The organism is Enterococcus sp. H57 (assembly GCF_003112495.1).
In the GTDB taxonomy this organism is placed as follows: domain Bacteria; phylum Bacillota; class Bacilli; order Lactobacillales; family Enterococcaceae; genus Enterococcus_B; species Enterococcus_B faecium.
This window is the reverse complement of record NZ_BEHC01000007.1, coordinates 89,234-115,499: the sequence shown is the minus strand read 5'-3', so window position 1 is coordinate 115,499 and position 26,266 is coordinate 89,234. Positions and strand designations below refer to the sequence as shown.

Annotated in this window: 23 protein-coding genes, 1 tRNA gene and 1 pseudogene; 21 read left to right on the top strand and 4 right to left on the bottom strand. The window is 37.4% G+C overall.

Annotation, left to right across the window (positions count from 1 at the left end; all coding sequences use genetic code 11):
* The first annotated feature begins 186 nt into the window (after window positions 1-186).
* Entirely contained in the window at window positions 187-1,368 is a 1,182-nt protein-coding gene (eis, locus tag DIZ30_RS02650; protein WP_002286589.1) for an enhanced intracellular survival protein Eis, read from the top strand.
* A gap of 70 nt (window positions 1,369-1,438) precedes the next feature.
* Here eis and DIZ30_RS13485 read toward each other — a convergent pair whose 3' ends face one another.
* Entirely contained in the window at window positions 1,439-1,603 is a 165-nt protein-coding gene (locus tag DIZ30_RS13485) for a hypothetical protein (protein ID WP_002286676.1), read from the bottom strand.
* Between the two features lie 153 nt (window positions 1,604-1,756).
* Here DIZ30_RS13485 and DIZ30_RS02645 point away from each other — a divergent pair.
* A tRNA-Arg gene (locus DIZ30_RS02645) sits at window positions 1,757-1,830 on the top strand.
* A gap of 45 nt (window positions 1,831-1,875) precedes the next feature.
* Here the strand turns inward: DIZ30_RS02645 and DIZ30_RS13615 are convergent.
* A pseudogene (locus DIZ30_RS13615) lies at window positions 1,876-1,989 on the bottom strand (tyrosine-type recombinase/integrase); the annotation flags it as partial.
* Window positions 1,990-2,371: 382 nt separating this feature from the next.
* Window positions 2,372-3,604, bottom strand: a complete 1,233-nt coding sequence (locus DIZ30_RS02630) for an aminopeptidase (RefSeq protein WP_109023074.1) — start codon at window positions 3,602-3,604, stop codon at window positions 2,372-2,374.
* A gap of 254 nt (window positions 3,605-3,858) precedes the next feature.
* Between DIZ30_RS02630 and DIZ30_RS02625 the strand changes: the two genes are divergently transcribed.
* Window positions 3,859-4,428 (top strand): TetR/AcrR family transcriptional regulator, encoded by a 570-nt coding sequence (locus DIZ30_RS02625; RefSeq protein ID WP_002286467.1) that lies wholly within the window; start codon window positions 3,859-3,861, stop codon window positions 4,426-4,428.
* Between the two features lie 177 nt (window positions 4,429-4,605).
* Here DIZ30_RS02625 and DIZ30_RS02620 read toward each other — a convergent pair whose 3' ends face one another.
* The gene (locus tag DIZ30_RS02620) at window positions 4,606-5,046 is read right to left on the bottom strand and encodes a flavodoxin (RefSeq protein ID WP_002286465.1); all 441 of its coding nucleotides are present in this window, start codon (window positions 5,044-5,046) and stop codon (window positions 4,606-4,608) included.
* A 157-nt stretch (window positions 5,047-5,203) separates the two neighbouring features.
* Here DIZ30_RS02620 and map point away from each other — a divergent pair, with 157 nt between their 5' ends.
* The 18 genes from map (at window position 5,204) to DIZ30_RS02530 (ending at window position 26,158) form a co-directional block, all read left to right on the top strand.
* On the top strand, window positions 5,204-5,968 hold the full coding sequence (gene map / locus DIZ30_RS02615) for a type I methionyl aminopeptidase (RefSeq protein ID WP_002294533.1): 765 nt from the start codon (window positions 5,204-5,206) through the stop codon (window positions 5,966-5,968).
* Between the two features lie 31 nt (window positions 5,969-5,999).
* Window positions 6,000-6,923: a YihY/virulence factor BrkB family protein gene (locus DIZ30_RS02610; protein WP_002286461.1), complete on the top strand. Its 924-nt coding sequence runs from the start codon at window positions 6,000-6,002 to the stop codon at window positions 6,921-6,923.
* Window positions 6,924-6,998: 75 nt separating this feature from the next.
* The gene (locus DIZ30_RS02605; protein WP_002286457.1) at window positions 6,999-8,138 is read left to right on the top strand and encodes an MraY family glycosyltransferase; all 1,140 of its coding nucleotides are present in this window, start codon (window positions 6,999-7,001) and stop codon (window positions 8,136-8,138) included.
* A complete protein-coding gene (locus DIZ30_RS02600) occupies window positions 8,131-8,931 on the top strand; it encodes a glycosyltransferase (protein WP_002286455.1) in 801 nt (266 codons plus the stop codon). Before DIZ30_RS02605 ends, DIZ30_RS02600 begins: the two co-directional genes overlap by 8 nt.
* Window positions 8,931-9,758 carry a glycosyltransferase gene (locus DIZ30_RS02595; protein WP_002323264.1) on the top strand — a complete coding sequence of 276 codons (828 nt, stop codon included), beginning with the start codon at window positions 8,931-8,933 and terminating at the stop codon, window positions 9,756-9,758. Before DIZ30_RS02600 ends, DIZ30_RS02595 begins: the two co-directional genes overlap by 1 nt.
* A 4-nt stretch (window positions 9,759-9,762) precedes the next feature.
* Window positions 9,763-10,470, top strand: a complete 708-nt coding sequence (locus DIZ30_RS02590) for a glycosyltransferase family 2 protein (protein ID WP_002286451.1) — start codon at window positions 9,763-9,765, stop codon at window positions 10,468-10,470.
* Between the two features lie 99 nt (window positions 10,471-10,569).
* On the top strand, window positions 10,570-11,436 hold the full coding sequence (gene rfbA, locus DIZ30_RS02585) for a glucose-1-phosphate thymidylyltransferase RfbA (protein ID WP_002286449.1): 867 nt from the start codon (window positions 10,570-10,572) through the stop codon (window positions 11,434-11,436).
* A 13-nt stretch (window positions 11,437-11,449) separates the two neighbouring features.
* Window positions 11,450-12,022 (top strand): dTDP-4-dehydrorhamnose 3,5-epimerase, encoded by a 573-nt coding sequence (rfbC, locus tag DIZ30_RS02580; protein WP_002286442.1) that lies wholly within the window; start codon window positions 11,450-11,452, stop codon window positions 12,020-12,022.
* A 21-nt stretch (window positions 12,023-12,043) separates the two neighbouring features.
* Complete coding sequence (gene rfbB / locus DIZ30_RS02575; RefSeq protein ID WP_002294532.1) at window positions 12,044-13,072, top strand: dTDP-glucose 4,6-dehydratase; 1,029 nt, start codon at window positions 12,044-12,046, stop codon at window positions 13,070-13,072.
* Window positions 13,073-13,169: 97 nt separating this feature from the next.
* Window positions 13,170-14,021, top strand: a complete 852-nt coding sequence (rfbD, locus tag DIZ30_RS02570) for a dTDP-4-dehydrorhamnose reductase (protein WP_002294531.1) — start codon at window positions 13,170-13,172, stop codon at window positions 14,019-14,021.
* 33 nt (window positions 14,022-14,054) lie between these two features.
* On the top strand, window positions 14,055-16,088 hold the full coding sequence (locus DIZ30_RS02565) for a hypothetical protein (protein ID WP_109023073.1): 2,034 nt from the start codon (window positions 14,055-14,057) through the stop codon (window positions 16,086-16,088).
* 43 nt (window positions 16,089-16,131) lie between these two features.
* Window positions 16,132-17,412: an EpaQ family protein gene (locus tag DIZ30_RS02560; RefSeq protein ID WP_002322625.1), complete on the top strand. Its 1,281-nt coding sequence runs from the start codon at window positions 16,132-16,134 to the stop codon at window positions 17,410-17,412.
* A 209-nt stretch (window positions 17,413-17,621) separates the two neighbouring features.
* Window positions 17,622-18,428, top strand: a complete 807-nt coding sequence (locus DIZ30_RS02555; RefSeq protein ID WP_002289081.1) for an ABC transporter permease — start codon at window positions 17,622-17,624, stop codon at window positions 18,426-18,428.
* Window positions 18,429-18,439: 11 nt separating this feature from the next.
* Complete coding sequence (locus tag DIZ30_RS02550; protein ID WP_002289079.1) at window positions 18,440-19,660, top strand: ABC transporter ATP-binding protein; 1,221 nt, start codon at window positions 18,440-18,442, stop codon at window positions 19,658-19,660.
* On the top strand, window positions 19,650-21,236 hold the full coding sequence (locus DIZ30_RS02545) for a bifunctional 2-polyprenyl-6-hydroxyphenol methylase/3-demethylubiquinol 3-O-methyltransferase UbiG (protein ID WP_002294528.1): 1,587 nt from the start codon (window positions 19,650-19,652) through the stop codon (window positions 21,234-21,236). The genes DIZ30_RS02550 and DIZ30_RS02545 overlap by 11 nt, the downstream gene beginning before the upstream one ends.
* A gap of 38 nt (window positions 21,237-21,274) precedes the next feature.
* Window positions 21,275-23,413 (top strand): glycosyltransferase family 2 protein, encoded by a 2,139-nt coding sequence (locus DIZ30_RS02540; protein WP_109023072.1) that lies wholly within the window; start codon window positions 21,275-21,277, stop codon window positions 23,411-23,413.
* A gap of 293 nt (window positions 23,414-23,706) precedes the next feature.
* Window positions 23,707-25,098, top strand: coding sequence for a sugar transferase (locus DIZ30_RS02535; RefSeq protein WP_010727881.1), 1,392 nt, complete (start codon window positions 23,707-23,709; stop codon window positions 25,096-25,098).
* A 19-nt stretch (window positions 25,099-25,117) separates the two neighbouring features.
* Window positions 25,118-26,158, top strand: a complete 1,041-nt coding sequence (locus tag DIZ30_RS02530; RefSeq protein WP_010777076.1) for a glycosyltransferase family A protein — start codon at window positions 25,118-25,120, stop codon at window positions 26,156-26,158.
* Window positions 26,159-26,266: the final 108 nt, after the last annotated feature.

Below are 26,266 nucleotides of genomic sequence, written 5' to 3'. Positions count from 1 at the left end.
AGAAAATCACTGGATTATCGAACACCTTTGGAAGTATTTTTGAGTTACGTAAGTATTGATGATCTGTCTAACTTAATTTGACAATTAAGATATTGAAAAATGAAGTAAGCTAGAAGGAATTTTTCATAGGAAGATAGATCTTTCCTGCGAATCCTCACTAGCTTTTTTGTAGGAAGGGGCAGCAAAATGACAAACAAAGTAAGAGAGCTAGGTGTATCTTCGATTGAGGAAATGTTTGATTTAGCCACTTATGCATTTAATGGGGCAGATACACCTGAAAGGCGAGAACGTTTTCGTACACTTGCGGAGAATTCTTGGAATTACGGATTTTTTGATGAGGAGGATCGGCTAACAAGTCAAGTCATGGCGACCCCTTTTCCAGTGAATTTTTACGGACAAGAGTACCTAATGGCCGGCATTGGCTATGTTGCTTCTTATCCAGAAGCAAGGGGACAAGGCGGGATCAATCAGATCATGGAAAAGATCCTTGAAGATTGCCGTGATCGTAAAGTAAGCTTATCTTATCTGGCGCCATTCTCCTATCCCTTCTATCGGCGCTATGGCTATGAACAATCATTTGATAAAATCAGTTATCAACTAAACAGTCGTGATGTGCCGTTTATCAAAAAAAAATCTGGAAAAATAAAGCGTATGGATTTTGAAGATGCAAAAGCTGCAATCAGAAGAATTTATGAACAGATGCCGGAAAACCAACGAGCTGGTCTGAAGCGCGAAGACTGGTGGTATACGTATAAATTCAAGCAAAAAGGCAATTACCAGTTTGCTTTGCATTTTGATGATAATGAGGAAGCAACGGGATATATCGTTTATCAGCTTGCAACGTCTTCCTTTATTATTGCGGAGTGGGGATTTTTGGATCATGATGCTTTTTGCAGCCTTGTTCGCTTCGTAAGTTCTCACAATGGTGCTTTTGAAACATTTGAATATTCATGCGGCTACGGCGGTAATGATCAAAATTATCTATTAGAAAATCCATTTGCTTCTGTAATGATCACACCTTATATGATGGCGAGGATCGTAGATATTTCTTTGTTTTTGGAAAATTATCCATTTAAAAAGAGACAAGCTGCATTTGCCCTACAAATAGAAGAAGATCATTATGCGAAATGGAATGAAGGAATCGTGGAAGTAACAATCGAAAATGGAAAAAATCATCTCTCAAAAGTAGAACAAACAAAACTCCCAATCGTTCGAGGAAGTATCCAACATATCACGCAGCTATTATTAGGGTATCGTAAAGTGGAAGAGTTGGTATTCCAAGAAAGAATACAGGTGACAAAAGAATATGAAGAAACGTTAAGCTCAATCTTGCCACAGCAACAGCCAATTCTTAATGACTATTTTTGATAAAAAACGGGTGATGACAATATTTTTGTCACCACCCTTTTGTTTTTCATTTGGCATTTGAAGGAAAATGTTAAAGTAAATCCTCTTTTTTCGTAAATTTGAATTTTTTGTTTTCTTTTGTTTTAGGGTTTTCTTTTTTGTGGTCTTGGATTGCTTCTTTCGTAATCTTTTCCCGATTTTTTTTAGATGAATCTAAGCGTTCTGCGTATACTTTTTCTTTTGGCTTATCATTCATTGGAAAGAACCTCCCTACATTATTTCATTCTACCTCTAGTTTATCATCTGTTAAGGACTAGTGGAAACGTTTTGCCTAACTTATAAGCTGATTTTTTTAGCAGATAAGCTTGCAAGTAAAAAACAAACAAGCTACAATTGATTTATTGAAATTGTTCCTGTAGCTCAGTAGGATAGAGCAATCGCCTCCTAAGCGATAGGTCGCTGGTTCAATTCCAGTCAGGAACGTACAAATAACCCCTGTATCCTTTGCGGTACAGGGGGTTATTTTGTATAAGTAGACATTGTAGTTTCTAAACTGCTATGTCCTAAACGTTTCGATACGCTAAGTATATTTACTCCTTGATAAAGTAAAATAGATGCATGCGTATGTCTTAGTCCATCAATAAACAGTCGAAGAGAAAATAGGGAAAAATTGATTACTAAAGAAAAACTTACTAGGTCGACGGTGTAGTTGATTTTCATACTTCAATAGATTCGAATTAAACGATTTCGATTGGCTTATACCAGTCCTATCCAACGAAAGATATATCGTTCTTAACTCTAGCGGTATAACTTGAAGCTTTACGTAAAGCCAATGGGAATGAACTGGAGATGACTTTTTATTATTTTTAGTAATAGCTGATGGGTTAATACTTACAACTTTCCTTTTCAAAGTACCATATAAAAAAACGGTGGGGTTGTTTAGCGAAATAAAGGATCTAAGCCAATAGCTTAGATCCTTTATTCTATGCTTTATATTATTTTTTGCATGTGTGCGAAAGTATACTCAAGCCCAATCGCCATTTCGGAAAATCGGTACTGTAGAGCCATCTTCACGGATTCCGTCGATATCCATCTTGTCAGATCCTACCATGAAATCTACGTGGGTTTGACTTCTATTCAATCCAGCTTCTGCTAATTCTTCATCGGACATTTCTGTACCGCCTTTCACACTGAAGGCATAAGCAGAACCTAGTGCTAAGTGATTCGATGCGTTTTCATCAAATAATGTATTGAAAAAGATGATGCCAGATTGAGAAATAGGTGAAGGGTCAGGTACAAGTGCGACTTCTCCTAAACGACGCGCACCTTCATCTGTATCAAGCAGTTTTGCTAAGACATCTTCTCCTTGTTCGGCAGAAAAATCAACAACTTTTCCATCTTTAAAAGTAAATTTCATACCCGAGATGATGGTGCCAGCATAACTCAGTGGCTTTGTACTTGAAATGTAACCATCTACTCGATGACTGTCAGGTGCTGTGAACACTTCTTCCGTCGGCATATTTGCCATGAATTTTTCTCTACGAGCATTATAGCTTCCAGCGCCTTCCCAAAGATGGTTTTTAGGCAATCCGATAATGATATCTGTACCGGGAGCAGTATAGTGAAGGGCAGAAAATTGTTCTCGATTCAATTCTTCTGCTTTTTTTGCTAATTTTTCATCATGCTTCTTCCATGCTAAGACAGGGTCTTCTTCATAGACACGAGTCGTTTTGAAAATCTGATCCCATAATGCCTCAACTTGTTTTTCTTCTGGCAGTTCTGGGAAGACTTTTGCTGCCCATTGTTTACCAGCCGCAGCCACGACAGTCCAACTGACTTTATTTGCTTGAGTTGCCTTGCGTAAATTCATTAGTGCTTTGCCATTCGCTGATTGATAAGACGCTACTCGATGGCTATCTACACCAGCAAATGCATCGGGATCGGCAGAAACAACGCTGATCCTGCTTGCTCCTTTTTCAAGCCATTCATCCGCTTGATCGATTTTAGATTGTGGTACATTCTCAATACGATCCGTTGCAGCATGTAAAAGAAATTCTCTTTGGATCTGGTCGTCAGTCCATTGAACGATAACCTCAGCGGCTCCTAGTTTATAAGCTTCTTGTGTGATCAATCGAGCAAGGGGTGCCTGTTCCACGCTGATCTGTAAAACAACTGTGTGTCCTTTTTCTGTGGCTACGCCAGTTTCTGCAATTAAGCGTGCATATTTTTTTAGAAGTTCATTAAAATCAGATAACATAATAAAAATTCCTCCTCACCATTTTTTCTGGTAACTATTATCATGATACCATTTAATTATGATTCAAACAATGAGGCTTTAAATAAAAAAAGGAGGTTATTTTTTTAAGGTTAAGTTTCATGATATATGTTACTACTTGCTATTTCAGCTTGTGAAGAAAATCAAAAACTAATTTTGCATATCAAAAAAACATGTTACAATGAAATTAATCAATGGTGGAAGCGTTATAAAAAAATTAAGGAGATTAAAAAAATATGGCAAGAAAAAAGACGATTACTAGAGAACAGATTTTGGCAGCTGCTTATGAAGTAGCTGCCACCGATGGATTTACACGATTTACTGCGAGAAACATCGCGAACAAAATGAATTGTTCCACGCAACCGATTTATCTTGAGTTTAAAAATATGGATGACTTGAGACAAGCTCTTTTTGAGCAGATCTATGATCATTTACAATATGAAGTGTTCACTGTTGAGCATACAGGGAATACGATTATCGATCTTGCTTTTAATTATATCCATTTTGCAAGAAGAGAGAAGAAGTTGTATCGTTCACTGTACTTAGAAGAATATGGTGGAGGAAAAGAGATGCAGAATTTCTCTTATACTTACTTTGTGAATACAGTGAAACGCGATCCAGCTTATGTGAATCTTTCAGAAGAGCAGATCGAATCTTTGTATAATGGGACATGGATCATAGCTACTGGGATCGCAGCTTTGATGTCTTCAAGCATCATCCATCCAACTGATGAACAGATTGAAAAGATGATCCAAGACAGTATAGATGCTATCTTGAAATTCAAAGAACCAATCGAAATCGATTGAATATACTCAAAAGTTCCACAAATCAGTAGGTAACAAGAGATGTGTCAAAATAAGGAAAAGTTCGTTTTTCTTACAGCGTATGCATTTTTAACTCCCGAAGAACTCTTCCATGAATGCAATGAATAAAAGAGCCATACAGATTGAATAAATCTGGATGGCTCTTTTATTGCAAGTATATTAAATTTTTGCGACTAGTTCTTTAGCGAAAGCTTCTAAATTTTCGATATCTTCTTCTTCAGCATTCAGATCCACTTTAACATTTTCGGCTCCTTTTGATGCGCCTGTTTTTGCAAAAGCAGCATCGAAATCATCCACCGATTTGCAGAATTCATCGTAAAAAGTATCACCAGATCCGCAGACACCGTAAATTTTTCCCAATAGATCCAATTCTTGCAAGTCTTCATAAAAGTCTACGATCTCATCAGGCAGATCGCCATCATCGTATGTATAAGTAGCTACTACGCAAATATCTGCCTCCTCGAATTCATCTGCATCTACTTGGGTACATTCGTTGATTTCGACTTCGATATCCAGATTTTCAAATGCTTCTGCAACAATATCGGCGATTTCTTCAGTGTTTCCTGTCATGCTAGCATATACGATTTTTGCTAAAGCCATGATGTGCCTCCTCGTTTATAATTATTTAACAATTATGAATTATACCAAAACATCATTGAAAAGAAAATAAAACCTAGAGACACCTGGGGAATGTCATTTGGCTAAATGTATGCCGCTATGTTAAAATGAGAGGGATTTGTAAAAAGGAGACGAAAATATGATTACTTTAAAATCAGCACGTGAAATTGAAATGATGGCAGAATCTGGAGCTTTATTAGCAGATGTACATAAAAATCTGCGTGATTTTATAAAACCAGGAATCACAAGTTGGGATATTGAGGTATTTGTCAGAAACTATATCGAGAGTCATGGCGGAATTGCTGCGCAAATTGGCTTTGAAGGGTATGAATATGCGACTTGTATCAGTATAAATGATGAAATTTGTCATGGATTCCCTCGTAAAAAGCCTTTGAAAAACGGTGATTTGGTAAAAGTCGATATGTGTATCGATTTGAAAGGCGGCATTTCTGATTCTTGTTGGGCCTATGTAGTTGGAGAATCTACACCTGAGATCGACCGATTGATGGAAGTAACGAAGAAAGCTTTGTACATCGGTATTGAGCAAGCACAAGTAGGGAATCGGATTGGTGACATCGGTCATGCTATCCAAACTTATGTAGAAGGCGAAAATCTAGCGATCGTTCGTGATTTTATTGGTCATGGCGTTGGTCCTACGATTCATGAAGAACCAGCAGTTCCTCATTACGGAGAAGCTGGAAAAGGGTTGCGGTTGAAAGAAGGCATGGTTATCACGATCGAACCTATGGTTAATACCGGAACTTGGAAAATGAAAATGGATCCTAACGGCTGGACTGCGTATACAAGAGACGGCGGACTTTCTTGCCAATATGAACATACATTGGCTATTACTAAAGATGGTCCAAGAATTTTGACATCACAAGGAGAAGAAGGCACTTATTGATCTAGCCAGTCAATAGGTACGGGAGAGGTACATGAAAGTTTGGAACAAAATAAAACAAAATGAAAATCTGATGCGCTTTATTGAGACGACTCAAAAGCGCATCACTGATTCAGAAATGAGTACGACCTCTGTCGTCGTTGCTTATTATTTACTCTTGTCTTTATTTCCATTGATTATTGCTTTTGGTAATATTTTACCGTTTCTCCACATCGATCAAGAGACTGTACTGACCTATTTACGAGAAGTGATTCCTGAGACCGTTTACCAGTTTATCGGTCCTGCAATCAAAGACCTTTTGACACAAAGTTCAGGAGGCTTGTTATCCGTTTCTGCATTAGCGGCTTTATGGTCTGCAAGTCAAAGTATCAATGCTTTGCAAATTGCGATGAATAAAGCGTATGGCGTAGAAAATAGAAAAAATTTTTTGATCGTCCGTTTCTTCTCACTAATTGTCATTGTCTTGTTCATGATTGCTATTAGTGGGGTAACTATCGTTCTTGGGTTGGGACAGCTGATTTTGGATGCTATTCAGCCAATCGTACAAATACCCGTGAACTTTATCGATCAGTTCCAAACTTTGAAGTGGCCAATCACATTGGTAGCTTTATTTGTCATCATGTTCTTGATTTATTTAATTGTCCCTAATGCTCAGTTGAAGTTGAAGACGATCATTCCGGGCACGATCTTCGCTACTGTCGGCTGGATGCTGTTATCACAAGTGTTTAGTATCTATGCTAGGTATTTTGCAACGAGGATCAGCGGTTATCAGATCATAGGAAGTTTTATTGTACTCATGCTTTGGCTTAATTTTGCTGCTACGATCATCATTTTGGGCGGAATCATCAATGCAGTTGTTCAAGAATACGTGACGGGTCATCAAATCAAAAAACGTCGAGATCCAAGCCGAAAATGGTTCAATAAATTGAAAACTAAATTTTCTCATAAAAAAAAGTAGAAACAAGAGTTCTTATTGTAAATTTATATCAGTAATTTATAATAATTATGACTCTTAATTAAAGTAGGTGCCCATATGCTTGTTTCTTTTAGTATGGTTATAAGATTTTTTCTGACAATTTTATTATCACTGATATTAACACCTGTATTCAAAATCATTTCAGTACAAACAGGTATGGTCGACAAACCAAATGAAAGAAGAATAAATAAAGTTCCAATGCCTTCAGCGGGCGGACTGCCTATCTTTATTTCATTTGTTATATCGACTTTATTCTTATTCCGTAAAATTATCCCTCAATCGTATATTGTACCGATCTTGATTGCTTCTTTAGTAATCATAGTCACAGGAGTGCTCGATGATAAATATGAGCTGACACCTAAACAAAAAAGTATAGGGATCTTGATTGCTTCTCTTATTATTTATTTTGTAGCAGATATACGTATTGATTCCTTCACGCTTCCTTTTATTGGATATATCCAACTAGGCTGGCTTAGTTTTCCCGTAACGATTTTTTGGATCTTCGGTATCACGAATGCGGTCAATCTGATTGACGGTTTGGATGGGCTGGCGGCAGGGATTTCATTGATCGGTTTAATTACGATAGGAATCATTGGATATTTTTTCCTCCATGCTTCTACAGTGTATATTCCAGTTGTTATTTTCTGTCTTGTAGCAAGTATTATCGGTTTTTTTCCTTACAATTTTTATCCGGCAAAGATTTATTTAGGCGATACAGGAGCTCTATTCCTAGGGTTTATGATGGCCGTCCTTTCACTACAAGGGCTGAAGAACGTGACTTTTGTTTCATCGATTTCTTTGCTGATCGTCATGGGAGTGCCGGTAACAGACACGTTTTTTGCTATCATTAGGAGAAAAGCAAACCGTGTTTCTTTTTCTACAGCAGATAAAAAACATCTTCATCACCGACTAATCAGTTTAGGCTTTACTCATAAAGGTGCTGTCCTGACGATTTATGCGATGGCTTTGATGTTTTCTTTCACAGCTATGGTCATGAATTATACTGGAAGAATCGGAACGATCATATTGATTATTGCCATGTTGTTTGCTGCAATTTTATTATTTGAATTGATTGGTCTGATCAATGAGAAACATCAGTTTATTTTAAAAACATTGCGATTTTTAGGGAATAAAGAGTACCGTACGCAAGTAAAACAGAAATATTTGAAGAAATGGAACCGTCATATAGATGAATAACAAATTAAACCAGCCGATCCTTATTAGTATTGTGACGGCAAACAGTGATAAAATTTTTCGGACACTAGATAATTTTATTTCAACTGTAAAAGATGAAACAGCAGTAAAAATCCGAATTTTTGACAACAATTCACTTCCCGAGTACAAAAAAAGACTAACAGAGTATAGGAAATATCCCTACATCGATATCTATTTTCATGATGAAAATTCCGGATTTGGTTATGGACATAATCACAATCTGATAGCTAGCGATTCTCGCTATGGCATTATTTGTAACCCAGATATTTTAGTGGATGAAGAGACAGTTACAGCATTGGTCTTGTTATTGAAAGAACATCCGGAATGTGCGATGTTAGCACCTAAGATTCTTAATGAAGATGGAACAACTCAGCACCTCATCCGTGAGCAGCTGGCTGTTTTTGATTACGTTTTGCGCTTTGTGCCTTTCAAATGGGTCAAAAAAAAGTTTGACAAACGACTGGCTGTGTTTGAATGCCGAGGATTGCCTACTGATGCTAATAGTTATGTACGGATGATCTCAGGTAGTTTTATGGTAGCTGATATTGATAAATTTAAAGAGATAAAGGGGTTTGATGAGCGTTTCTTCATGTACTTTGAAGACAACGACTTGTGTTTGAGTTTTGAAAAAGCAGGTTACAAGTTATTGTACACACCCTTTTATGCAGTTATCCATTTTTACGGGAAGGGTGCGCATCGAAATGCAAAACTGTTTCGCGTGTTTTTGACTTCTATGATGAAATTTTTCAATAAGTGGGGGTGGCGTTTTTTCTGATGAAACCAGAAATATTAGTAGTCGTTGTGCTTTATCAGCAACTATTCAGTCAATCTCCAGCTTATGGACCATTAAGCAAAGCACTTAGCGAAAAGCAAATTCAGCTTATTATTTACGATAATAGTCCTCAAAGGCAGCAAAATGAGCTGTTTGAAAAAGAAAATATCGTTTATCATCATGATCCGCAAAATCCTGGTTTAGCGGTGGCTTATAATTTTGCGTTGTCTCAAGCAGATGAAGGAACACGTTGTCTCGTCACTCTGGATCAGGATACGAGGCTAGTCGACGATTATTTTGAACTATTGCGTAAAGTAACCTTTACAGATGAATGTGTTGCTGCAGTTCCGATGATTTTTTCTGGGAGCCGACAAGTTTCTCCCCTATATTCAGATCGTTATATCAATCGTACAGCTCAAGCAGTAGAAGTTGAAGGCCCAACAGCTGACCGAATCATGGCAATCAATTCAGGTGTTGCCTGGTCTGTCAAATTTCTAAAAAAGATTGGCGGGTTTAATCCTGCTTTTTCTTTAGATTTTTTGGATCATTGGCTGTTTTGGAAAGTGGATCAGTTGGAAAAAACTGTGGAGATCCTTCCTGTACGAATGGAACATGATCTTTCGGTTTTAGACTATGAAAAAGTTTCAAGTAATCGATACCGTTCTATTTTACAAGCAGAAAATCGATTTTATCATGAATATGATCAAAGGCATTTATCCAGTCACCGACGACAATTATTGTTAAGAACAGCTAAACAGTTCTTGACCGTCAAAAACCGGCATATCTGGCGGATGACTTTGCGCTCATATGTTAAGAATTGGAAGGTGTGAATTCGTGCGTTCGGTTTGTATAGCTACCTTTAATGGAGGCAGATATTTAAGAGAGCAGTTAGATAGTATTTTATCTCAGCTTTCAGCAGAAGATGAAGTAGTCATTTCTGATGATGGGTCAGTAGATGATACATGGGATATATTAACTGAATACGCAGAAAAAGATAAGCGAATCCAGCTTTTTTCGGGGCCTCGTCAAGGATTGATCGCTAATTTTGGTTATGCGATCCAGCAGACGAAAGGAGATCTAATCTTTTTGGCAGACCAAGATGATGTTTGGTTGGAGACAAAAGTGAAAAAGATCACTGACTATTTTGAGCAGAATCCGGATCAGCTAGTAGTAGTTTCTGATTTAATCATTGTGGACAGCGAGCTGCAAGAGATCCATGATTCGTATTTTTCGTTTCGAAATTCCAAAGAAGGATGGCTTAATAATGTGATAAGAAGTCACTATATTGGTGCTGGTATGGCTTTCCGGTCTTCTTTAAAACCCGATATTTTGCCGATCCCGTCAGAAGTGCCGATGCATGATATGTGGATTGGTTTGCTGGGAGGAAAGAAGACTGGGTTCCTAAGAGAACCGTTAACTCTGTACCGAAGACATGATTTAAACGCGAGTGAGATTGAAACACATTCTAAATTACGGCAAAAAATTTCTTGGCGTGTTCATCTGATTACGGCGTTGATCAAACGAAAATGGTTTAAACGTTGATAAAAGATGTTTAAATCCTTAATATTTCCATGACAAATATAACAATTGATGAGATAATAACAAAGTGAAATTTGAAATCAAAAAGGAGAGCATATATCCATGAAGGGAATCATTCTTGCTGGGGGCAGCGGAACACGTCTGTACCCTTTAACAAAGGCAACATCGAAACAATTGATGCCGATTTATGACAAACCAATGATTTATTATCCAATGTCTACTCTGATGTTGGCGGGAATCAAAGAAATTCTGATTATTTCAACGCCACAAGATACACCACGTTTCAAGGAATTATTTGGAAACGGAAATGATTTAGGACTGCAGATCGAATATGCAGTACAAGAAAGTCCAGATGGATTGGCACAAGCGTTTATCATTGGAGAAGAATTTATTGGAGATGATAGTGTCTGCTTGGTATTAGGGGACAATATTTACTATGGTGGCGGTCTGTCTAAAATGTTGCAACGAGCAGCTTCAAAAGATACAGGCGCGACAGTATTTGGCTATCATGTCAATGATCCAGAACGCTTTGGTGTAGTAGAATTTGATGAGAATATGCAAGCTTTGTCGATTGAAGAAAAGCCTGCTCAGCCAAAATCAAATTACGCTGTAACTGGCCTTTATTTTTATGACAATGAGGTAATTTCTATCGCTAAAGGTATCAAACCTTCAGAACGTGGAGAACTAGAGATTACGGATGTCAATAAAGCATATTTGGATAAAGGAAAACTATCCGTAGAACTTATGGGACGCGGATTTGCTTGGCTTGATACAGGAACACATGAATCATTGCTTGAAGCATCTACCTTTATCGAAACAATTGAAAAACGTCAGAACTTAAAAGTGGCTTGTTTGGAAGAAATTGCTTACCGTATGGGCTACATCGATAAGGAACAATTGCTGGCCCTTGCACAGCCATTGAAAAAAAATCAATACGGTCAATATTTATTGAATTTGGCCGCTGAATAAGGAGTCCTTACAGATGAAAGTAACAGATACAAAATTAACAGATGTCAAAATCGTAGAAATGGACGTCTTTGGCGATCATCGCGGTTTCTTCACAGAAAGTTATTCAAAAGCAAAATTTGCAGAACATGGATTGAAATATGACTTTGTTCAAGACAACCATTCACTATCAGCTGAAGCTGGTGTCCTTCGGGGGCTTCATTTCCAAAAAGGAGAAGCTGCACAGACAAAATTGATTCGGGTAGTCACTGGAGCAGTTTTAGATGTAGTAGTGGATATCCGCAAAGGTAGCCCGACTTATGGTCAATGGGACGGATTTATCTTATCTGAACATAATCATCGACAGTTGCTTGTACCTAAAGGATATGCCCATGGATTCGTTACTTTGACACCAAATGTGAACTTCCTTTATAAGTGTGATAATTACTATAATGCAGAAGCAGATGGGGGCATCGCATTTGATGATCCAGATTTAGCGATTGATTGGCCAATTGATCCATCAAGAGCGATTATGTCGGAAAAAGATCACCGTCATCCGACATTAAAAGAATTTGAAGCAGAAAATCCATTTGTTTACGGAGAAATCTAAGAATTAAGGAGAAATTTTCTTATGAAAAACATCATTGTTACCGGAGGTGCCGGATTCATCGGCTCTAATTTCGTTCATTACGTGGTAAACAATCATCCAGAAGTGCATGTCACTGTTTTGGATAAACTGACTTATGCAGGAAACAAAGAGAACTTGGCTGGACTTCCTAGCGATCGCGTAGAATTGGTCGTAGGAGATGTTGCAGATGCAGAATTAGTGGACCGTCTAGTAAAAGAAGCGGACGCAGTTGTTCATTACGCGGCAGAATCCCATAACGATAATTCATTAAAAGATCCTTTCCCATTTGTACAAACGAATATCATTGGTACGTATACACTTTTAGAAGCTTGCCGCAAGTATGATGTACGCTATCATCACGTATCTACTGACGAGGTTTACGGCGATCTTCCATTACGTGAAGACCTGCCAGGACATGGGGAAGGCGAAGGAGAAAAATTCACTGCGGAAACACCATATAATCCTTCAAGTCCATATTCTTCTACAAAAGCTGGTTCAGATCTGTTAGTAAAAGCATGGGTGCGTTCTTTTGGCTTACGTGCAACCATTTCAAACTGTTCAAACAACTATGGTCCTTATCAGCATATTGAAAAATTTATTCCTCGCCAAGTAACGAATATCTTAAGCGGTATTCGTCCAAAATTATATGGCGAAGGAAAGAATGTTCGTGACTGGATCCATACGAATGATCATTCTTCAGCAGTGTGGCTGATTTTGACGAAAGGCAGAATTGGCGAAACCTATCTGATCGGTGCAGACGGTGAAGAAGATAATAAGACCGTGATGGAATTGATCTTAGAAATGATGGGTCAACCAAAAGATGCGTACGACCATGTAAACGACCGTGCAGGACACGACTTGCGTTATGCAATCGATTCGACAAAATTACGGGAAGAGTTAGGATGGAAGCCTGAGTTTACGAACTTCCGTGATGGGTTGGCTGACACGATCAAATGGTACGAAGAACATGAAGACTGGTGGAAAAAAGAAAAAGAGGCCGTTGAAGCAGCATATGCCAAAAATGGACAATAATACAGAGAAAATGTCACTGTATTAATGGAAAAACACATGTGAGGCAGGCGCTCGCCTGTCTCTTTTTTAAAATAAAAATCAAGGAGCGGATAATCATATGTTTTTATTAACTGGAGGAAATGGGCAACTAGGTACAGAATTGCGCCATTTATTAGATGAAAAAAATCTGCCATATGTTTCAACAGATGCAAAAGACTTGGATATCACAGATGCCGAGAAAACAATGGCTTACATCACAGAATTAAAACCTGATGTTATTTTCCATTGTGCAGCTTACACAGCAGTAGATAAAGCAGAAGAAGAAGCAAAAGAATTAGATGAGAAGATCAATGTTGATGGTACAAGAAATGTAGCACTTGCAGCAAAAGCTGTGAATGCTCAATTCGTCTATATCAGTACAGACTATGTTTTCGATGGAAAAAACAAAAATGTAGAATACGAAGTAGACGACCAAACGAATCCACTAAATGAATATGGTCGTACGAAATTATTAGGCGAAAAAGCAGTAGAAGAGATTTTAGAAGACTATTATATCATACGAACTTCTTGGGTTTTCGGGATCTATGGACACAATTTCGTCTTCACGATGCAACGCCTAGCGGAAACCCGCGACAAACTGACTGTAGTAAATGACCAGTTTGGGCGACCAACTTGGACACGTACTTTGGCAGAATTTATGGTATATGTCATCGAAGAAAAAGCACCATTTGGTATTTATCATTTGTCGAACGAAAATAGCTGTTCTTGGTATGAATTCGCAAAAGAAATATTGAAAGATACAGATGTAGAAGTTGCACCTGTTACGTCAGAAGAATTTCCGCAAAAAGCAACACGTCCGCAGTATTCAGTCATGAGCCTGAAAAAGACAGAAGCGTTAGGATTTGTCATACCAACTTGGCAAGAAGCACTTGCGCAAATGCTGGAAGCTGCCAAAAAAATGAATAAGTAATTTCCTTTTATCAAATAGAATTTGGAGCATGATATGGAAAAACAAACAAGAAGTGCACGACGAAAAGAAAAGCCAAAAGCGAACCAGGCAGATTCGAATTTGGTGCTTGACCTGTTTCTAAAACTCCGCTATCTTATTGGCGTTTTAGTCATCGTGGTCATCGTTACTTTTAATTTAAACGGAAGTTCACTTGGTGTTTGGGATAAATATGTGTCGCAAAGAGACGATGGGAAAAAAACTGATGTGATTTTTGGACAGAATCGGGAAGTGCGGTCAGACGAATGGCTGGTGCAGACACCTTTTTACCTCTCACAAGCTGAAGAGGACTTTCCGTTGGTGAACGAGGATTATTCATTAAACGGACAAAACATGATCATTGCGTATAATTCTCCTGTAAAGGATATTACGGTTATCGGAAAACCATTCAACTGGGGATTCTTTTTCCTCGGAAGAGATCGAGGACTTTCCTTTTATTGGGCGATGAAATTAGTCGTCATGGTCTTGCTTGGATTCGAAGTACTGATGATATTAACGAAGAGAAAAAAAGCTCTATCGCTAATCGGTGCATTTGCGCTGACATTTTCTCCAGCAGTCCAGTGGTGGTTCATGCAACATGTGGGCGATTTGATTTTCTTTACTTTGGGACTGATGACTGCTTTTTATCATTATTTCTACAATCATGATAAAAAATGGCTACGAACGTTGATGATGCTTTTGGTGGTTATTTTCGGTATTGGGTTTATTTTAGTGATTTACCCAGCCCATCAAGTGATGCTGGCGTACTTGCTGATTTTTTATTTTGTTGGCCTGCTTATTTACTATAGCAAGAAAGTTTCATGGGATCTGTTGGATGTAGTGTTGATTGGAGGGGCAGTTTTATTTATTGGCGGAGTCATGGTTCATTTCTGGCTAACGTCAAAAGACGCATTGTTAGCTTCTTTGAATACCTTATATCCAGGAAAACGGGTAAGTACTGGAGGAAAGTGGACGATTGGCGAATTTTTTTCTTTCCTTACAAATTGGAAAATTCCTTTTGAAGATATCAACTATTCGAATAACTCTGAAGTGGCCCTGTTCTATCACTTTTTTCCAACTGTATTCCTAGCAAGTCCATTTGTGTTATTTGGCAAAAAAGATAGCGAACAAAAGTTACTGGGACGTATTTTGATGATTTTTTGTCTGTTTTCTATCTTTTGGATTACCGTTGGGTTGCCAAAATGGCTAGCAGAAATCACTCTGCTGTCTTATGTTCCTCCATTAAGAGCCATCCTTACTTTTAGTTTTGCGGCTTGTTTATTATCGATCTGGTTTATCGCTTATATTTGGAGAGAAAATGTTATTCCTATTTGGTATAAATTCATTTTGTTGGCAGTAAATGCATGGTCTTATTTCTATGCGATTACGCATTCGAAAATGGATAATTATTTTTCGGATTTTGAAACCATCGCAGTTGCTGTGTTGGGAACAGTGATTTTAGCTTTTGCATTATTTGGCTGGAGACGCTTGTTTTACCTCGCTTTTGCCGCCTTAGTTATCGTATCTGGCTTTTTCGTCAATCCAGTCGTAGAAGGTACAGGAGCGATTTTTGAAAAAACACTGGCAAAAGAAATCCAAAAAATCGATCAACAAGATCCTGGTAAAGTTTGGTTGTCTGAAGATGAATTATATAACTTCACCCCAACATTGGGAGTGAAATCCTTCAATACAGTACGCTTTTATCCAGATATAGCTGCATGGAAGAAAATCGATCCGAAAGAAGAATACGAGAAGTATTATAATCGGTATGCTCATACAAGAGCTTTTATCGCTAAGGAAGATACAAAGTTCATTTTAGATCGTCCAGATATGTTTTCGGTCACGTTGAATTTTGAAGACGCAGAAAAATTAGGGATCGACTATGTGATCAGTAAACGACCATTAACTGATTACAACCAATTATATGAAGCGCAGTTCACGCAGCTATATGGACCGGATAAAGACGGTTATATGATTTTTAAAGTAGAATATCCGGATTATCCAGATGTACCACAAACACAAACTCAGGAAAATCAGCTAGTCGTACAGTAATAGGCTAGCTGAGAATAATCCTGAAATGTTAGTAGAAAGGAGAGTGGAGATAATTCAAGCAATCGTACAAAAATTTGTCAACAAAATGAGTGTCGGTTTCTTGCTTTTGTTGCTGACGCTAGTCTTTTTTGTTTGGACAGCAGGGTTAGGTTTTCCAGCAACTTTGTTTATATATAACAATAGTTCATTACTTATCGCTTTTAGTGTGGCTATTTTGCTCATTTTAAATGTTTATAAAGCAAAAGGCGTCGATTTTCTTTATCTAGGTGTTGCGCTTGCCCTTTTCATTTTCTTTTCTTACTTTCGGGAATTAAGAAATGAGTCTTTATTTGGAGACTTACTATTTCCTTTGATTATTTTATTTTGTTTAGTAATTAAATGGATCGAGTGGACAAAATGGGATCGCGGTATTTATCTGATTGTCTTTTCGGTCTTCCTCGGAATCACGTTATATCGTGTATTTACAGAGATCCAAGTACCAGAAGGACAAAGCATCTGGGCTCCAGGCAATTCGCTTTCTGATATTTGGATCAATACGAATACAATCGGAAGTTCTTTGATGACTCTTGCTTTATTGATCAGTGGATTTGCCAGTTCTTTTGAACGATGGTATGTACGAATCATCGGTGCAGTAGCAGTTGTTGCAGCTTTTCTCGGGATTTGGGTCTGCCAATCTAGAGGTGCATTAGTCGCGTTGATTGTTTTTGCGATATTGGATCTTTTACCTAAATCGTTGATGCGTGTCATTCGTGCGCCATTTATTGCTTACACGGTTACGATTCTTTTAGCTTTGCCGATTTCTTATCTGGCGGCTGTCTCTGAAAAAGTCAATTTGTTTACCGGTCGAGAAGATATTTGGCATAAATTCTATCAGACGCTAGGAGAAAAATCTGAACAAATTTTACTAGGAATGAAAACATTTATCTTCCAACGAGGAAACCAATTTTTAGGAAACCACAATAGTTATAATTCTATTTTGAATATCTATGGATTGATAGGATTTGGGATTGCTGCTTTGCTGCTTATCCTTTTTATTGGTCGCTTAACGTTGAAAGCAGATTTATCCAACGGGCAGATGACTTTTATCTGGGCCTTTTTTGCGGTGATGATGCAGTCATTTATGGAGGATACATTGACTTCATACCCATGGGTTCCGATTATTTATATCCTGTTGGCTATGGCCGTTCATCGATATGATGAACCAGAAGTTGCGGAGGAATTCTATGTTATGGAAGAGGCATATGACGATATGACTTATGATGATACATCTTATGAGGAACAACCAGATAGCGCTCATTCTTCCAGGATCCAACGCTATCATTGATAGGCACAAAATACGAGAGAGGCTGTGACAACCGTCGCAGCCTTTTTTGGTTTATTGCAATTGTCTAGCATCTTCTGTAAAATAGAAACGTTAGAGAAAATCTTGTATCATAGAAAATTAAGAAAGAAATAAGAACGCAGCTCGGTACCAAAAATATGGTAAAATGGCACTTGACTGTAATTCACTGAAAATCGCTTGGAGGAACACAAATGTTTAAAGATTTGTATTTATTTATGAAGGACATTTATCAGAACAGAAAATTATTGCTACAGTTTTCGATCAATGACTTCAAATCAAGATATGCAGGATCGTTTTTAGGAATCTTATGGGCGTTTATCAATCCGCTATTTACTGTATTGATTTATTGGCTGGTATTTGGTGTTGGACTGAAAGCACAAATGATCGATGCAAAATACCCATTTATCGTATATTTAGTTACCGGGATGATTCCCTGGTTCTTCTTCTCAGATGCATTTGCATCAACTACGGTTGTTTTTCGGGAATATACTTATTTAGTAAAGAAAGTCGTATTCAATATTCGTATCTTGCCCACGACGAAAATCCTATCCAATCTGTACACCCATTTATTCTTCATTCTGATTGGCATAGCTGTCGCGCTTATAAATGGTATATATCCTTCAGCAATGTCTTTACAGCTGATTTATTATTTATTTTGCATGTGTGCTTTCTTGACAGGATTGACTTGGCTGACGGCATCGATCCAACCATTTTTACCTGATATCATGCAATTAATTACGATCGTGCTGCAGTTGATCATGTGGACATTACCGATATTATGGAGCCCTAATCAGTTTGATTCAGGTCTTGTAAGCATATTGAAATTAAATCCGCTGTACTATGTTGTTCAAGGTTATCGTGAGTCATTTTTAAGTGAAGCTTGGTTCTGGGAGCATGGAACATATACTTTGTATTTCTGGGTTTTCACGTTAGTAATGTTCGTAATCGGCTCTGCAGTGTTCCGTAGATTGAAACCACATTTTTCAGATGTGCTGTAAGGAGAATAGCTATGACAGAATATGCAATTAGACTAAAAGATATCACAAAATCTTATAATATGTACGCAAAACCTTCGGATCGATTTCGTGAAGCCCTCAATCCTTTTAAGAAATCCTATCATGATGTATTTTATGCGTTGAAAAACGTGAATGTAGAAATAAAAAAAGGTGAGATGATCGGTTTCGTGGGAGAAAACGGATCGGGAAAATCTACAATGTTGAAAATCATTACGGGAGTACTGACACCAACATCCGGCACGATGGAAATCGAAGGAAAAATCTCAGCTTTGCTAGAACTAGGTTCAGGATTCAATCCTGAGTATTCTGGTTATGAAAATATCTATTTAAATGGAATGGTTCTAGGATTTTCAAGAGAAGAAGTCGATGAAATGGTCGATGATATCATTGAATTTGCTGATATTGGCGACCATATTTATCAACCTGTAAAAACCTATTCAAGTGGGATGTTCGTTCGTCTAGCTTTTGCTGTAGCGATCAATGTGAATCCTGATATTTTGATTGTGGATGAAGCATTGGCAGTAGGAGATCTTGAATTCCAACTGAAATGTATGGAAAAATTTACAGAAATTAAGAACTCGGGAAAAACGATTTTATTCGTTTCTCATGATATTAGTTCGATTCGCCGTTTTTGTGATCGTTCCTATTGGTTGAAAAATGGAGAAGTTGTCGAATATGGTGATACGATGGAAGTAACGACGAATTACGAAAACTTTTTGAAGAAAAAATCAGTTAAAACAGTAGATCGAAATAAAAACCAAGTAGAACGCTTCGCAGCTCCAGATATCGTAGACGTGACGAAAGCCGAATTGTTGGATAAAGATAAAAATCCAGTGGATATGCTGGAACAAGGAGAAAAACTATACGTTAAAGTAACCTATGAAGTAAAAGACGATACAATCAAAAATCCAGTTTTAGGAATTGCTCTGCGTACAGTCGACAATTTTTATGTGTGCGGACTCAATACTCTACTAGATGGTATCAAGATCCCTTGGAAAAAAGGTGAGAATATCTTTTATCTGGAGTATGAAAAGTTAGGTTTGTTAGCTGGTGAATATTATTTTGACGTTGCGGTCTTTGAAGAAAATGCAACGGTTCCTTTGGTATACAAGACAAAATACATGAACTTGTTTGTCAGCGGTTCTTATATCGGAGAAGGCATCGTGGTCTTAGACCATAAATGGGAAGAAGGGACTCATAGCAATGAAATATGATTTTGAAATGGACCTAGATGAACAAAGCAGTGTGGGAAAAATTGCCGCACAGATCAAACCAGGAAGTAAAGTTTTAGAGTTTGGTCCTGGAAACGGCCGATTAACGAAACATTTGATCGGAGCAAAACAATGTGAAGTGAGCATTGTCGAGCTAGATAAGGAATTGTTCGATTTTGTCAGCGAGTTTGCCCAAGATGGATTTTATGGAGATATCGAAAGTTTTGAATGGGCAAACTATTATGCTGGACAAACATTTGATTACGTTTTGTTTGCCGATGTTTTAGAACATTTGGTAGATCCTGGAAAAACGTTGAAGAAAGTTAGAGAATTTTTGAATGAAGAAGGAGAAATTCTAATTACATTCCCTAACTTGGCGCATAATTCTGTCATGATTGATTTGTTCAATAATCAATTGCCATGGGCTTCTTATGGTTTGCTAGATGAAACCCATAATTCTTTTTATACTCATGATGGCTTCCAAAAAGTTTTTGAAAAAGCAGGATTATACATCAATATTGAAGATTATTTGTACTTAGCTGTAGGTGATACAGAATTAAAATCAACTTATGAAGAATTGCCGGAAGCTGTACGTTATGATTTCAAAATGCGACCATTTGGCGAAGTCTACCAATACTTCTTCTCATTGATGAAACATCCAGTAGCACAAAGTTCCATTGCGCAGCCACAAAATTCTAATTATGTGAAAGTATTAGAAGTAATCCAGCAAACGAAACAAGATGAAATAATTCAACAAATACCATTCAATAATTTCACAGGGGAAAATGAGACACTAAGTTTCCATGTATCAGAATTAGCAGAACGAATGGTGTTTCGCTTCGCGCAGCAACCTAGCTTTATCGAATTCAGCGCAGAAGCTGCTGGAGAAAAACTCACATTTATCGATTCAAATGCTGTAGTCAAAACAGTAAATGATTGTTATTTGTTTGATGGTAAAGATTTACCAGAGTTTTTTTTAACGGATATTGCAGGGAAAGAAGTGACTATCCATTGTCACTATCGTTTTATCGGAGAATTGACACCAACAATGAAAGAATTGCTGGAAACGATCCGTCCAATGGCTGAAGTTACAAAGCAGCTTTCTGAGAAAAATGATGAATTAGAAAGAGAAAATCATCATCTTATTGAGAATAATACAAGATTAGATCAGACGTTGAAAACAACCATAAATCGCTATTGCACGTTGTTGGAAAGTGATGAATGGACAATCAAACATAGATTAGGCCGACGTAAGAAAGAAACATCGAAAAAAATCCAAGAAAAAGAGCTTTCTCTATGTATTGACGAAAAAATCTGGGATGCAGAAACAAAGATATTGAAAATCATCGGGTGGGGAATCGCTAATTCGGATCGCCAACCATTGTCCTATAAGTTATCAGCCGACCAATCACCATTTTTTGAAGCAATTCCTGTTTTACGAGAAGAAGTCAATCAAGCAAAACAGCTAGCTGAAGGAGCAAAAGCAGGATTTGAACTGCGGATCCTTTGCGAGAAGGAACGTTCATTCTTAGTGGAAGCAGTGGCTCAAAATGGTCAATCATGGATCATTGAAATGTAAATAATGATTAACTTATAAAGATAAGGAGTAAACGAATCGTGCAAAAAAAAGAAATTGCCGTATTTATCGATCAAATCACTCGTGAACGGGCCACTGGCGATTTGCTTATTGTGGGCTGGGCAATTGATGAAGTGACCAAAGAAATCCCTACGATAAAGGTAGAAAAAGAAAATGTGATTGCTGAAGCAACACATGTCGTAAGATTGGATATCAATCATTTATATAATCTTGATGTTAAGACCCAAAGCGGTTTTAAGGTACGTTTATCAGGGAAAATGAGAGGAAAAGCAATCTTAGACTTCCAAACAGCAAGACATCAAAATGGCATAGCTGTGAAATTAAACGGTAAATATCCTTATGATGACGGCATTGAATCTTCATGGGAAAGAAAAAAAAGATTACTGAAAAAAGGGATAAATTATGCAAGGACTCATGGCGTAAAAAAAGCAATCCGCCGGGTCAAACTGGAATTGAAACCAGGATCGATCGACTATGCAGAGTGGATCAGTCGTCATGAGAAACCTGATCTGAAAGAGCAAAGGAAGGAAGTACAAGGATTTGCCTACCGCCCATTGATTTCCATACTTATGCCTGTCTATAACGTTGAAATCAAATGGCTCGAAAAATGCATTGATTCGGTACTTGGTCAAACGTATGATCACTGGGAACTATGTATCAGTGATGATGCTTCTACCGATCCAGCTATCCAAAAGTGTCTGGAATCCTATCAAGCAAAAGATGATAGAATCAAAGTCGTTTTCCGACAAGAAAATGGACACATCAGTCTGGCAACAAATTCTGCATTGGAAATGGCAGAAGGAGAGTTTATAGCGCTCTTAGATAATGATGACGAATTACCCCCATTTGCATTATATGAAGTGGCAAAAGTGCTAAACGTACATCCAGAACTGGATTTGATCTACAGTGACGAAGATAAAATCGATGCAGATGGGAATCGCTTTGACCCGCACTTCAAAGCAGACTGGTCTCCCGATACATTGATGGGAAATAATTATATCTCTCACTTAGGCGTATATCGGACAAGCATTGTTAAGGAACTTGGCGGTTTCCGTAAAGGATATGAAGGCTCTCAAGATTATGATTTGGTTCTTCGTGTGACAGAACAAATTCCTGCAGAACACATTTACCACATTGACCGTGTCTTGTATCACTGGCGGACGATCCCGGGATCAACTGCAAGCAATGGAGAAGCTAAAAGCTACATCTATGATTCTGGAGTGAAAGCATTGACAGATGCTCTATCTAGAAGAAATATCAAGGGAAGCGTACATCCTGGGAGAATTTCTGGTTTTTATGAAATCACTTATGATGTTTTGCAAGAAGACTTGGTCAGTGTGATCATTCCAACTAAGAATGGCTATGAAGATCTAAAAACTTGTGTGGATTCGATCATCGAAAAAACGTCTTATCCAAATTATGAAATCATTATTGCAGATAATGGAAGTACAGATCCTAAAATGCAAGAATTATTTGCAGAATACAAGCATCAGCTGAAAGACCGATTTATCGTCGAATTAATTGACATTCCATTCAATTATTCACGTATCAACAATCTGGCAGCAGAAAAAGCTAACGGCAAATACTTTTTATTCTTGAATAACGATACAGAAGTGATTGAACCTGACTGGATGACAGCGATGGTTTCTTATGCACAGTTTGATCGAATCGGCTGTGTAGGAGCAAAATTATTTTATCCGGATGATACAACGCAGCATGCAGGTGTATTATTAGGGATCGGTGGCGTTGCAGGACATGCATTGAATAACTATGATCGAACACATTGTGGTTACTTTGGCCGATTGGTCATTGACGTCAATTACTTAGCAGTCACTGCAGCTTGTATGATGGTCAAGGCAGCTGACTTCAATGCTGTCAATGGATTTGATGAAACATTAGAAGTAGCATTCAACGATGTTGACTTGTGCTTGAAAGTTTATGAACTGGGTCGTTACAATGTCTATGCACATCAAGCAGAATTGTACCATTTCGAATCTAAATCAAGAGGTTATGAAGATACACCAGAAAAACAAAGACGTTTTGCTGGGGAAATCAAAAAAATGCAAGATAAGTGGCCTTCTTATATTGCTCATGACCCATTTTATAACGATAATCTAACTAAAGAAGGAATCGGCGATTTTTCGTTGAGACCTGATTGATTAAAAGAACTGTATTTTCATTTTTATTAATGAAAATACAGTTCTTTTAATTTAATTATATGAATATTGTAACTTGTGAATAAGGAATTAGCAGGAGAATACTAGTTCAGCATAAAGGAAGTGATGGGACTTCTGAGACAACTTTCTGTTATGCAGAAATACACATATAAACAGACAATAGACGCTTTTCCCCGTTTCTTTTAATTTCCTTTACAATTTGGTTATTCACTAGGTTTTTAAACTTTGCTATGGTAAGATGATAGAGGCATTATTTTATGGTTAGGAGTGTATATATGAATAAAAATGGGGAGTGGAATGCGGCACGCAGAATATTCATTATTCTTATGGATGTACTTGTATTAAATGTGTCGATCTATCTTAGTTTTTTGCTGAAATTCCAGGGAGAAGTACCAGTGAGAAACTTAGAGACCTTTCAGCATTCAGCAATTTTTATTTCCATCATCTTTATTGCGTTGAATATTTTGTTAGGAGCTTATGTATTCTATAACCGAATGATCAGTGATATTGTCTTCATTACTGTTATTGGACAAGTACTAATAGCATTGGGGATCATGGTAGTTACTTTTGCTGGCCGATGGTTTGCATTTCCGCGTGGCGTCATTTTGATCTCGTTTATCCTAGGTACGATATTACTTAGTGTTTACCGGATAGTCGTTTACAAACTGTACTTAAGAGTCAGTCGTGATAAGAAAGTCCTTATCGTAGGTTTGGAGAAAGATGTCGCACCAGCTATCCAAAATTTTCAATCTAAGAAAAACAATAAACATAAAGTTGAAGCAGTGGCAATCGATAATTATTACGAAAATACAAAAAAATTGATCGATGATATGGATATCGTCTATTTGGCTTCTAAAATCCCAGAAGATGAAAAAATCAGCATTTATCAATTAGTGACTAAAAAAGAGAAGAAGTTATTTTTAAATACGACTTTTGAGAATCTGACAATGATAAATCCGAATATTATGAATTTTGAAGATGAAAGCATCATTGAAGCTTCTGGGTTCAGAATCCAACCAGAATACGAACTATTCAAGCGTCTCTTTGATATCATCGTTTCGCTTATTTTACTGATCCTCGCCTCACCTTTTATGCTAATCACAGCGATTTTGGTAAAAACAACTTCACCTGGACCAATCATCTATAAACAAGTACGTATTACGAAAAATCAAAAGGAATTTTCAATCTATAAATTCCGTTCCATGAGTGCGACAGCTGAAGCAAAATCAGGACCAGTCTTGGCTAAAAGTAACGATGCACGTGTGACACCAGTAGGTAAATTTATCCGTGCTGTACGTTTTGACGAATTACCTCAAATCTTTAATGTATTGAAAGGCGATATGTCGATTGTCGGTCCAAGGCCAGAAAGACCATTTTTCGTTGATCAGTTCAATGAAGAAAATCCTTATTATTATTTAAGACACAATGTACGTGCGGGAATTACCGGATATGCACAAGTATACGGAAAATATGTATCAGATTATAACAGTAAACTACGTTTTGATTTGTTGTATATCAAAAAATATTCATTACTATTAGATTTGAAGATTTTACTTCAAACAATCAAAATCTTATTTGATAAGATGTCATCTCAAGGACTAGATGAAGATGAAAATATTAGTTCATTAGCAGAAATCGACTTTTCACAAGAGAAAATTTATCGCTAGGCTGGAGGAAAGAAATGAAATGAGCCATCCGATATTTAGTATAATTATTCCAATTTATAATGCAGAAGACACGATTGCTCATACAATAGAAGTTTTAAAAAATCTGGCATTCGAAGAATATGAAGTGATTTTGGTCAATGACGGTTCAACGGACAAAACAGAACAGCTGATTCAATCAGCTATCCAAGGAGATAGTCATTTTCAACTTTTTACAACCGAAAACCAAGGCCCTGGACTTGCTCGAAATGAAGGCATCAAGCAATCTACAGGGAAATATGTATTATTTTTCGATGCAGACGATGAGCCAGTCAAAGAAATTTTGGCAGATTATCAGCAGTTGTTTGAACAGCATCCTGAAGCAGATTTGCTTATCAGTTCTTTTACATTCCGTACGTTAAGCGGGGAAGAAATTATTTCGGAAAAGGACTATCTTGTTCCAGAATACCAATATACAGATCATAAACAGTTCGTGGATGATATGTATCAACTGATGAATCAACAGCTGATGTATGTGGTTTGGAACAAATGTTACAAGAGGGAAATCTTGATGGAAAAACAGATTTTATTCAAAAATTACAGCAGTTGTGAAGACCGTATCTTCAATTTGAACTATTATGAACATTGTCAGCAAGTAGTATTGAATCCAAGAATCGAGTATATCTATCATTTTGAAGGTGGAAAAGGGATAACCAACCAATATAAACCGAATAAATTTGAAACCTTTAAAGAATTTTATGAATTAGCAAATGTCGTGACAAGTGATAAAGATAAACCAGGTATGGCTTCTCTTCTTTTAAAAGGAACAACCTCTGTGATTTTTTCTATTTATGAGAATTCTGAGCGAACTGCTAAAGAAAAAAGAGAAGAAGCCATGCATATTTTGAATGATCCAGCCATCCAAGAAGCTAAAAAGATTGCATTGACTGATTCTAGCGCGAAAAAAGTAACAAAATGGCTGTATAATTTGCCAGCTCCTCTCTTATTATCTGCGGTGAAAGCTGGTAGCTTTGTGGAAGTGAAAATGCCAAGCATCATGGCATTGTTGAAGAGAGTTTATTAAAAAAGTCGGAATAAGGGGTTGTGACTGTCTTTTGTCACAACCCTTTTAAAAACAAAAAATAGCTATTTATCTATCCGTTTTCAGTCAGTAAAGAAAGAACCATTTGCA

What these genes read in the sequence shown, in the direction of transcription:
- eis (WP_002286589.1), top strand. Translation starts at nt 187, where the DNA reads ATGACAAACAAAGTAAGAGAGCTAGGTGTATCTTCGATTGAGGAAATG.
- DIZ30_RS13485 (WP_002286676.1), bottom strand. Translation starts at nt 1,603, where the DNA reads ATGAATGATAAGCCAAAAGAAAAAGTATACGCAGAACGCTTAGATTCA.
- DIZ30_RS02630 (WP_109023074.1), bottom strand. Translation starts at nt 3,604, where the DNA reads ATGTTATCTGATTTTAATGAACTTCTAAAAAAATATGCACGCTTAATT.
- DIZ30_RS02625 (WP_002286467.1), top strand. Translation starts at nt 3,859, where the DNA reads ATGGCAAGAAAAAAGACGATTACTAGAGAACAGATTTTGGCAGCTGCT.
- DIZ30_RS02620 (WP_002286465.1), bottom strand. Translation starts at nt 5,046, where the DNA reads ATGGCTTTAGCAAAAATCGTATATGCTAGCATGACAGGAAACACTGAA.
- map (WP_002294533.1), top strand. Translation starts at nt 5,204, where the DNA reads ATGATTACTTTAAAATCAGCACGTGAAATTGAAATGATGGCAGAATCT.
- DIZ30_RS02610 (WP_002286461.1), top strand. Translation starts at nt 6,000, where the DNA reads ATGAAAGTTTGGAACAAAATAAAACAAAATGAAAATCTGATGCGCTTT.
- DIZ30_RS02605 (WP_002286457.1), top strand. Translation starts at nt 6,999, where the DNA reads ATGCTTGTTTCTTTTAGTATGGTTATAAGATTTTTTCTGACAATTTTA.
- DIZ30_RS02600 (WP_002286455.1), top strand. Translation starts at nt 8,131, where the DNA reads ATGAATAACAAATTAAACCAGCCGATCCTTATTAGTATTGTGACGGCA.
- DIZ30_RS02595 (WP_002323264.1), top strand. Translation starts at nt 8,931, where the DNA reads ATGAAACCAGAAATATTAGTAGTCGTTGTGCTTTATCAGCAACTATTC.
- rfbA (WP_002286449.1), top strand. Translation starts at nt 10,570, where the DNA reads ATGAAGGGAATCATTCTTGCTGGGGGCAGCGGAACACGTCTGTACCCT.
- rfbC (WP_002286442.1), top strand. Translation starts at nt 11,450, where the DNA reads ATGAAAGTAACAGATACAAAATTAACAGATGTCAAAATCGTAGAAATG.
- rfbB (WP_002294532.1), top strand. Translation starts at nt 12,044, where the DNA reads ATGAAAAACATCATTGTTACCGGAGGTGCCGGATTCATCGGCTCTAAT.
- rfbD (WP_002294531.1), top strand. Translation starts at nt 13,170, where the DNA reads ATGTTTTTATTAACTGGAGGAAATGGGCAACTAGGTACAGAATTGCGC.
- DIZ30_RS02565 (WP_109023073.1), top strand. Translation starts at nt 14,055, where the DNA reads ATGGAAAAACAAACAAGAAGTGCACGACGAAAAGAAAAGCCAAAAGCG.
- DIZ30_RS02555 (WP_002289081.1), top strand. Translation starts at nt 17,622, where the DNA reads ATGTTTAAAGATTTGTATTTATTTATGAAGGACATTTATCAGAACAGA.
- DIZ30_RS02550 (WP_002289079.1), top strand. Translation starts at nt 18,440, where the DNA reads ATGACAGAATATGCAATTAGACTAAAAGATATCACAAAATCTTATAAT.
- DIZ30_RS02545 (WP_002294528.1), top strand. Translation starts at nt 19,650, where the DNA reads ATGAAATATGATTTTGAAATGGACCTAGATGAACAAAGCAGTGTGGGA.
- DIZ30_RS02535 (WP_010727881.1), top strand. Translation starts at nt 23,707, where the DNA reads ATGAATAAAAATGGGGAGTGGAATGCGGCACGCAGAATATTCATTATT.
- DIZ30_RS02530 (WP_010777076.1), top strand. Translation starts at nt 25,118, where the DNA reads ATGAGCCATCCGATATTTAGTATAATTATTCCAATTTATAATGCAGAA.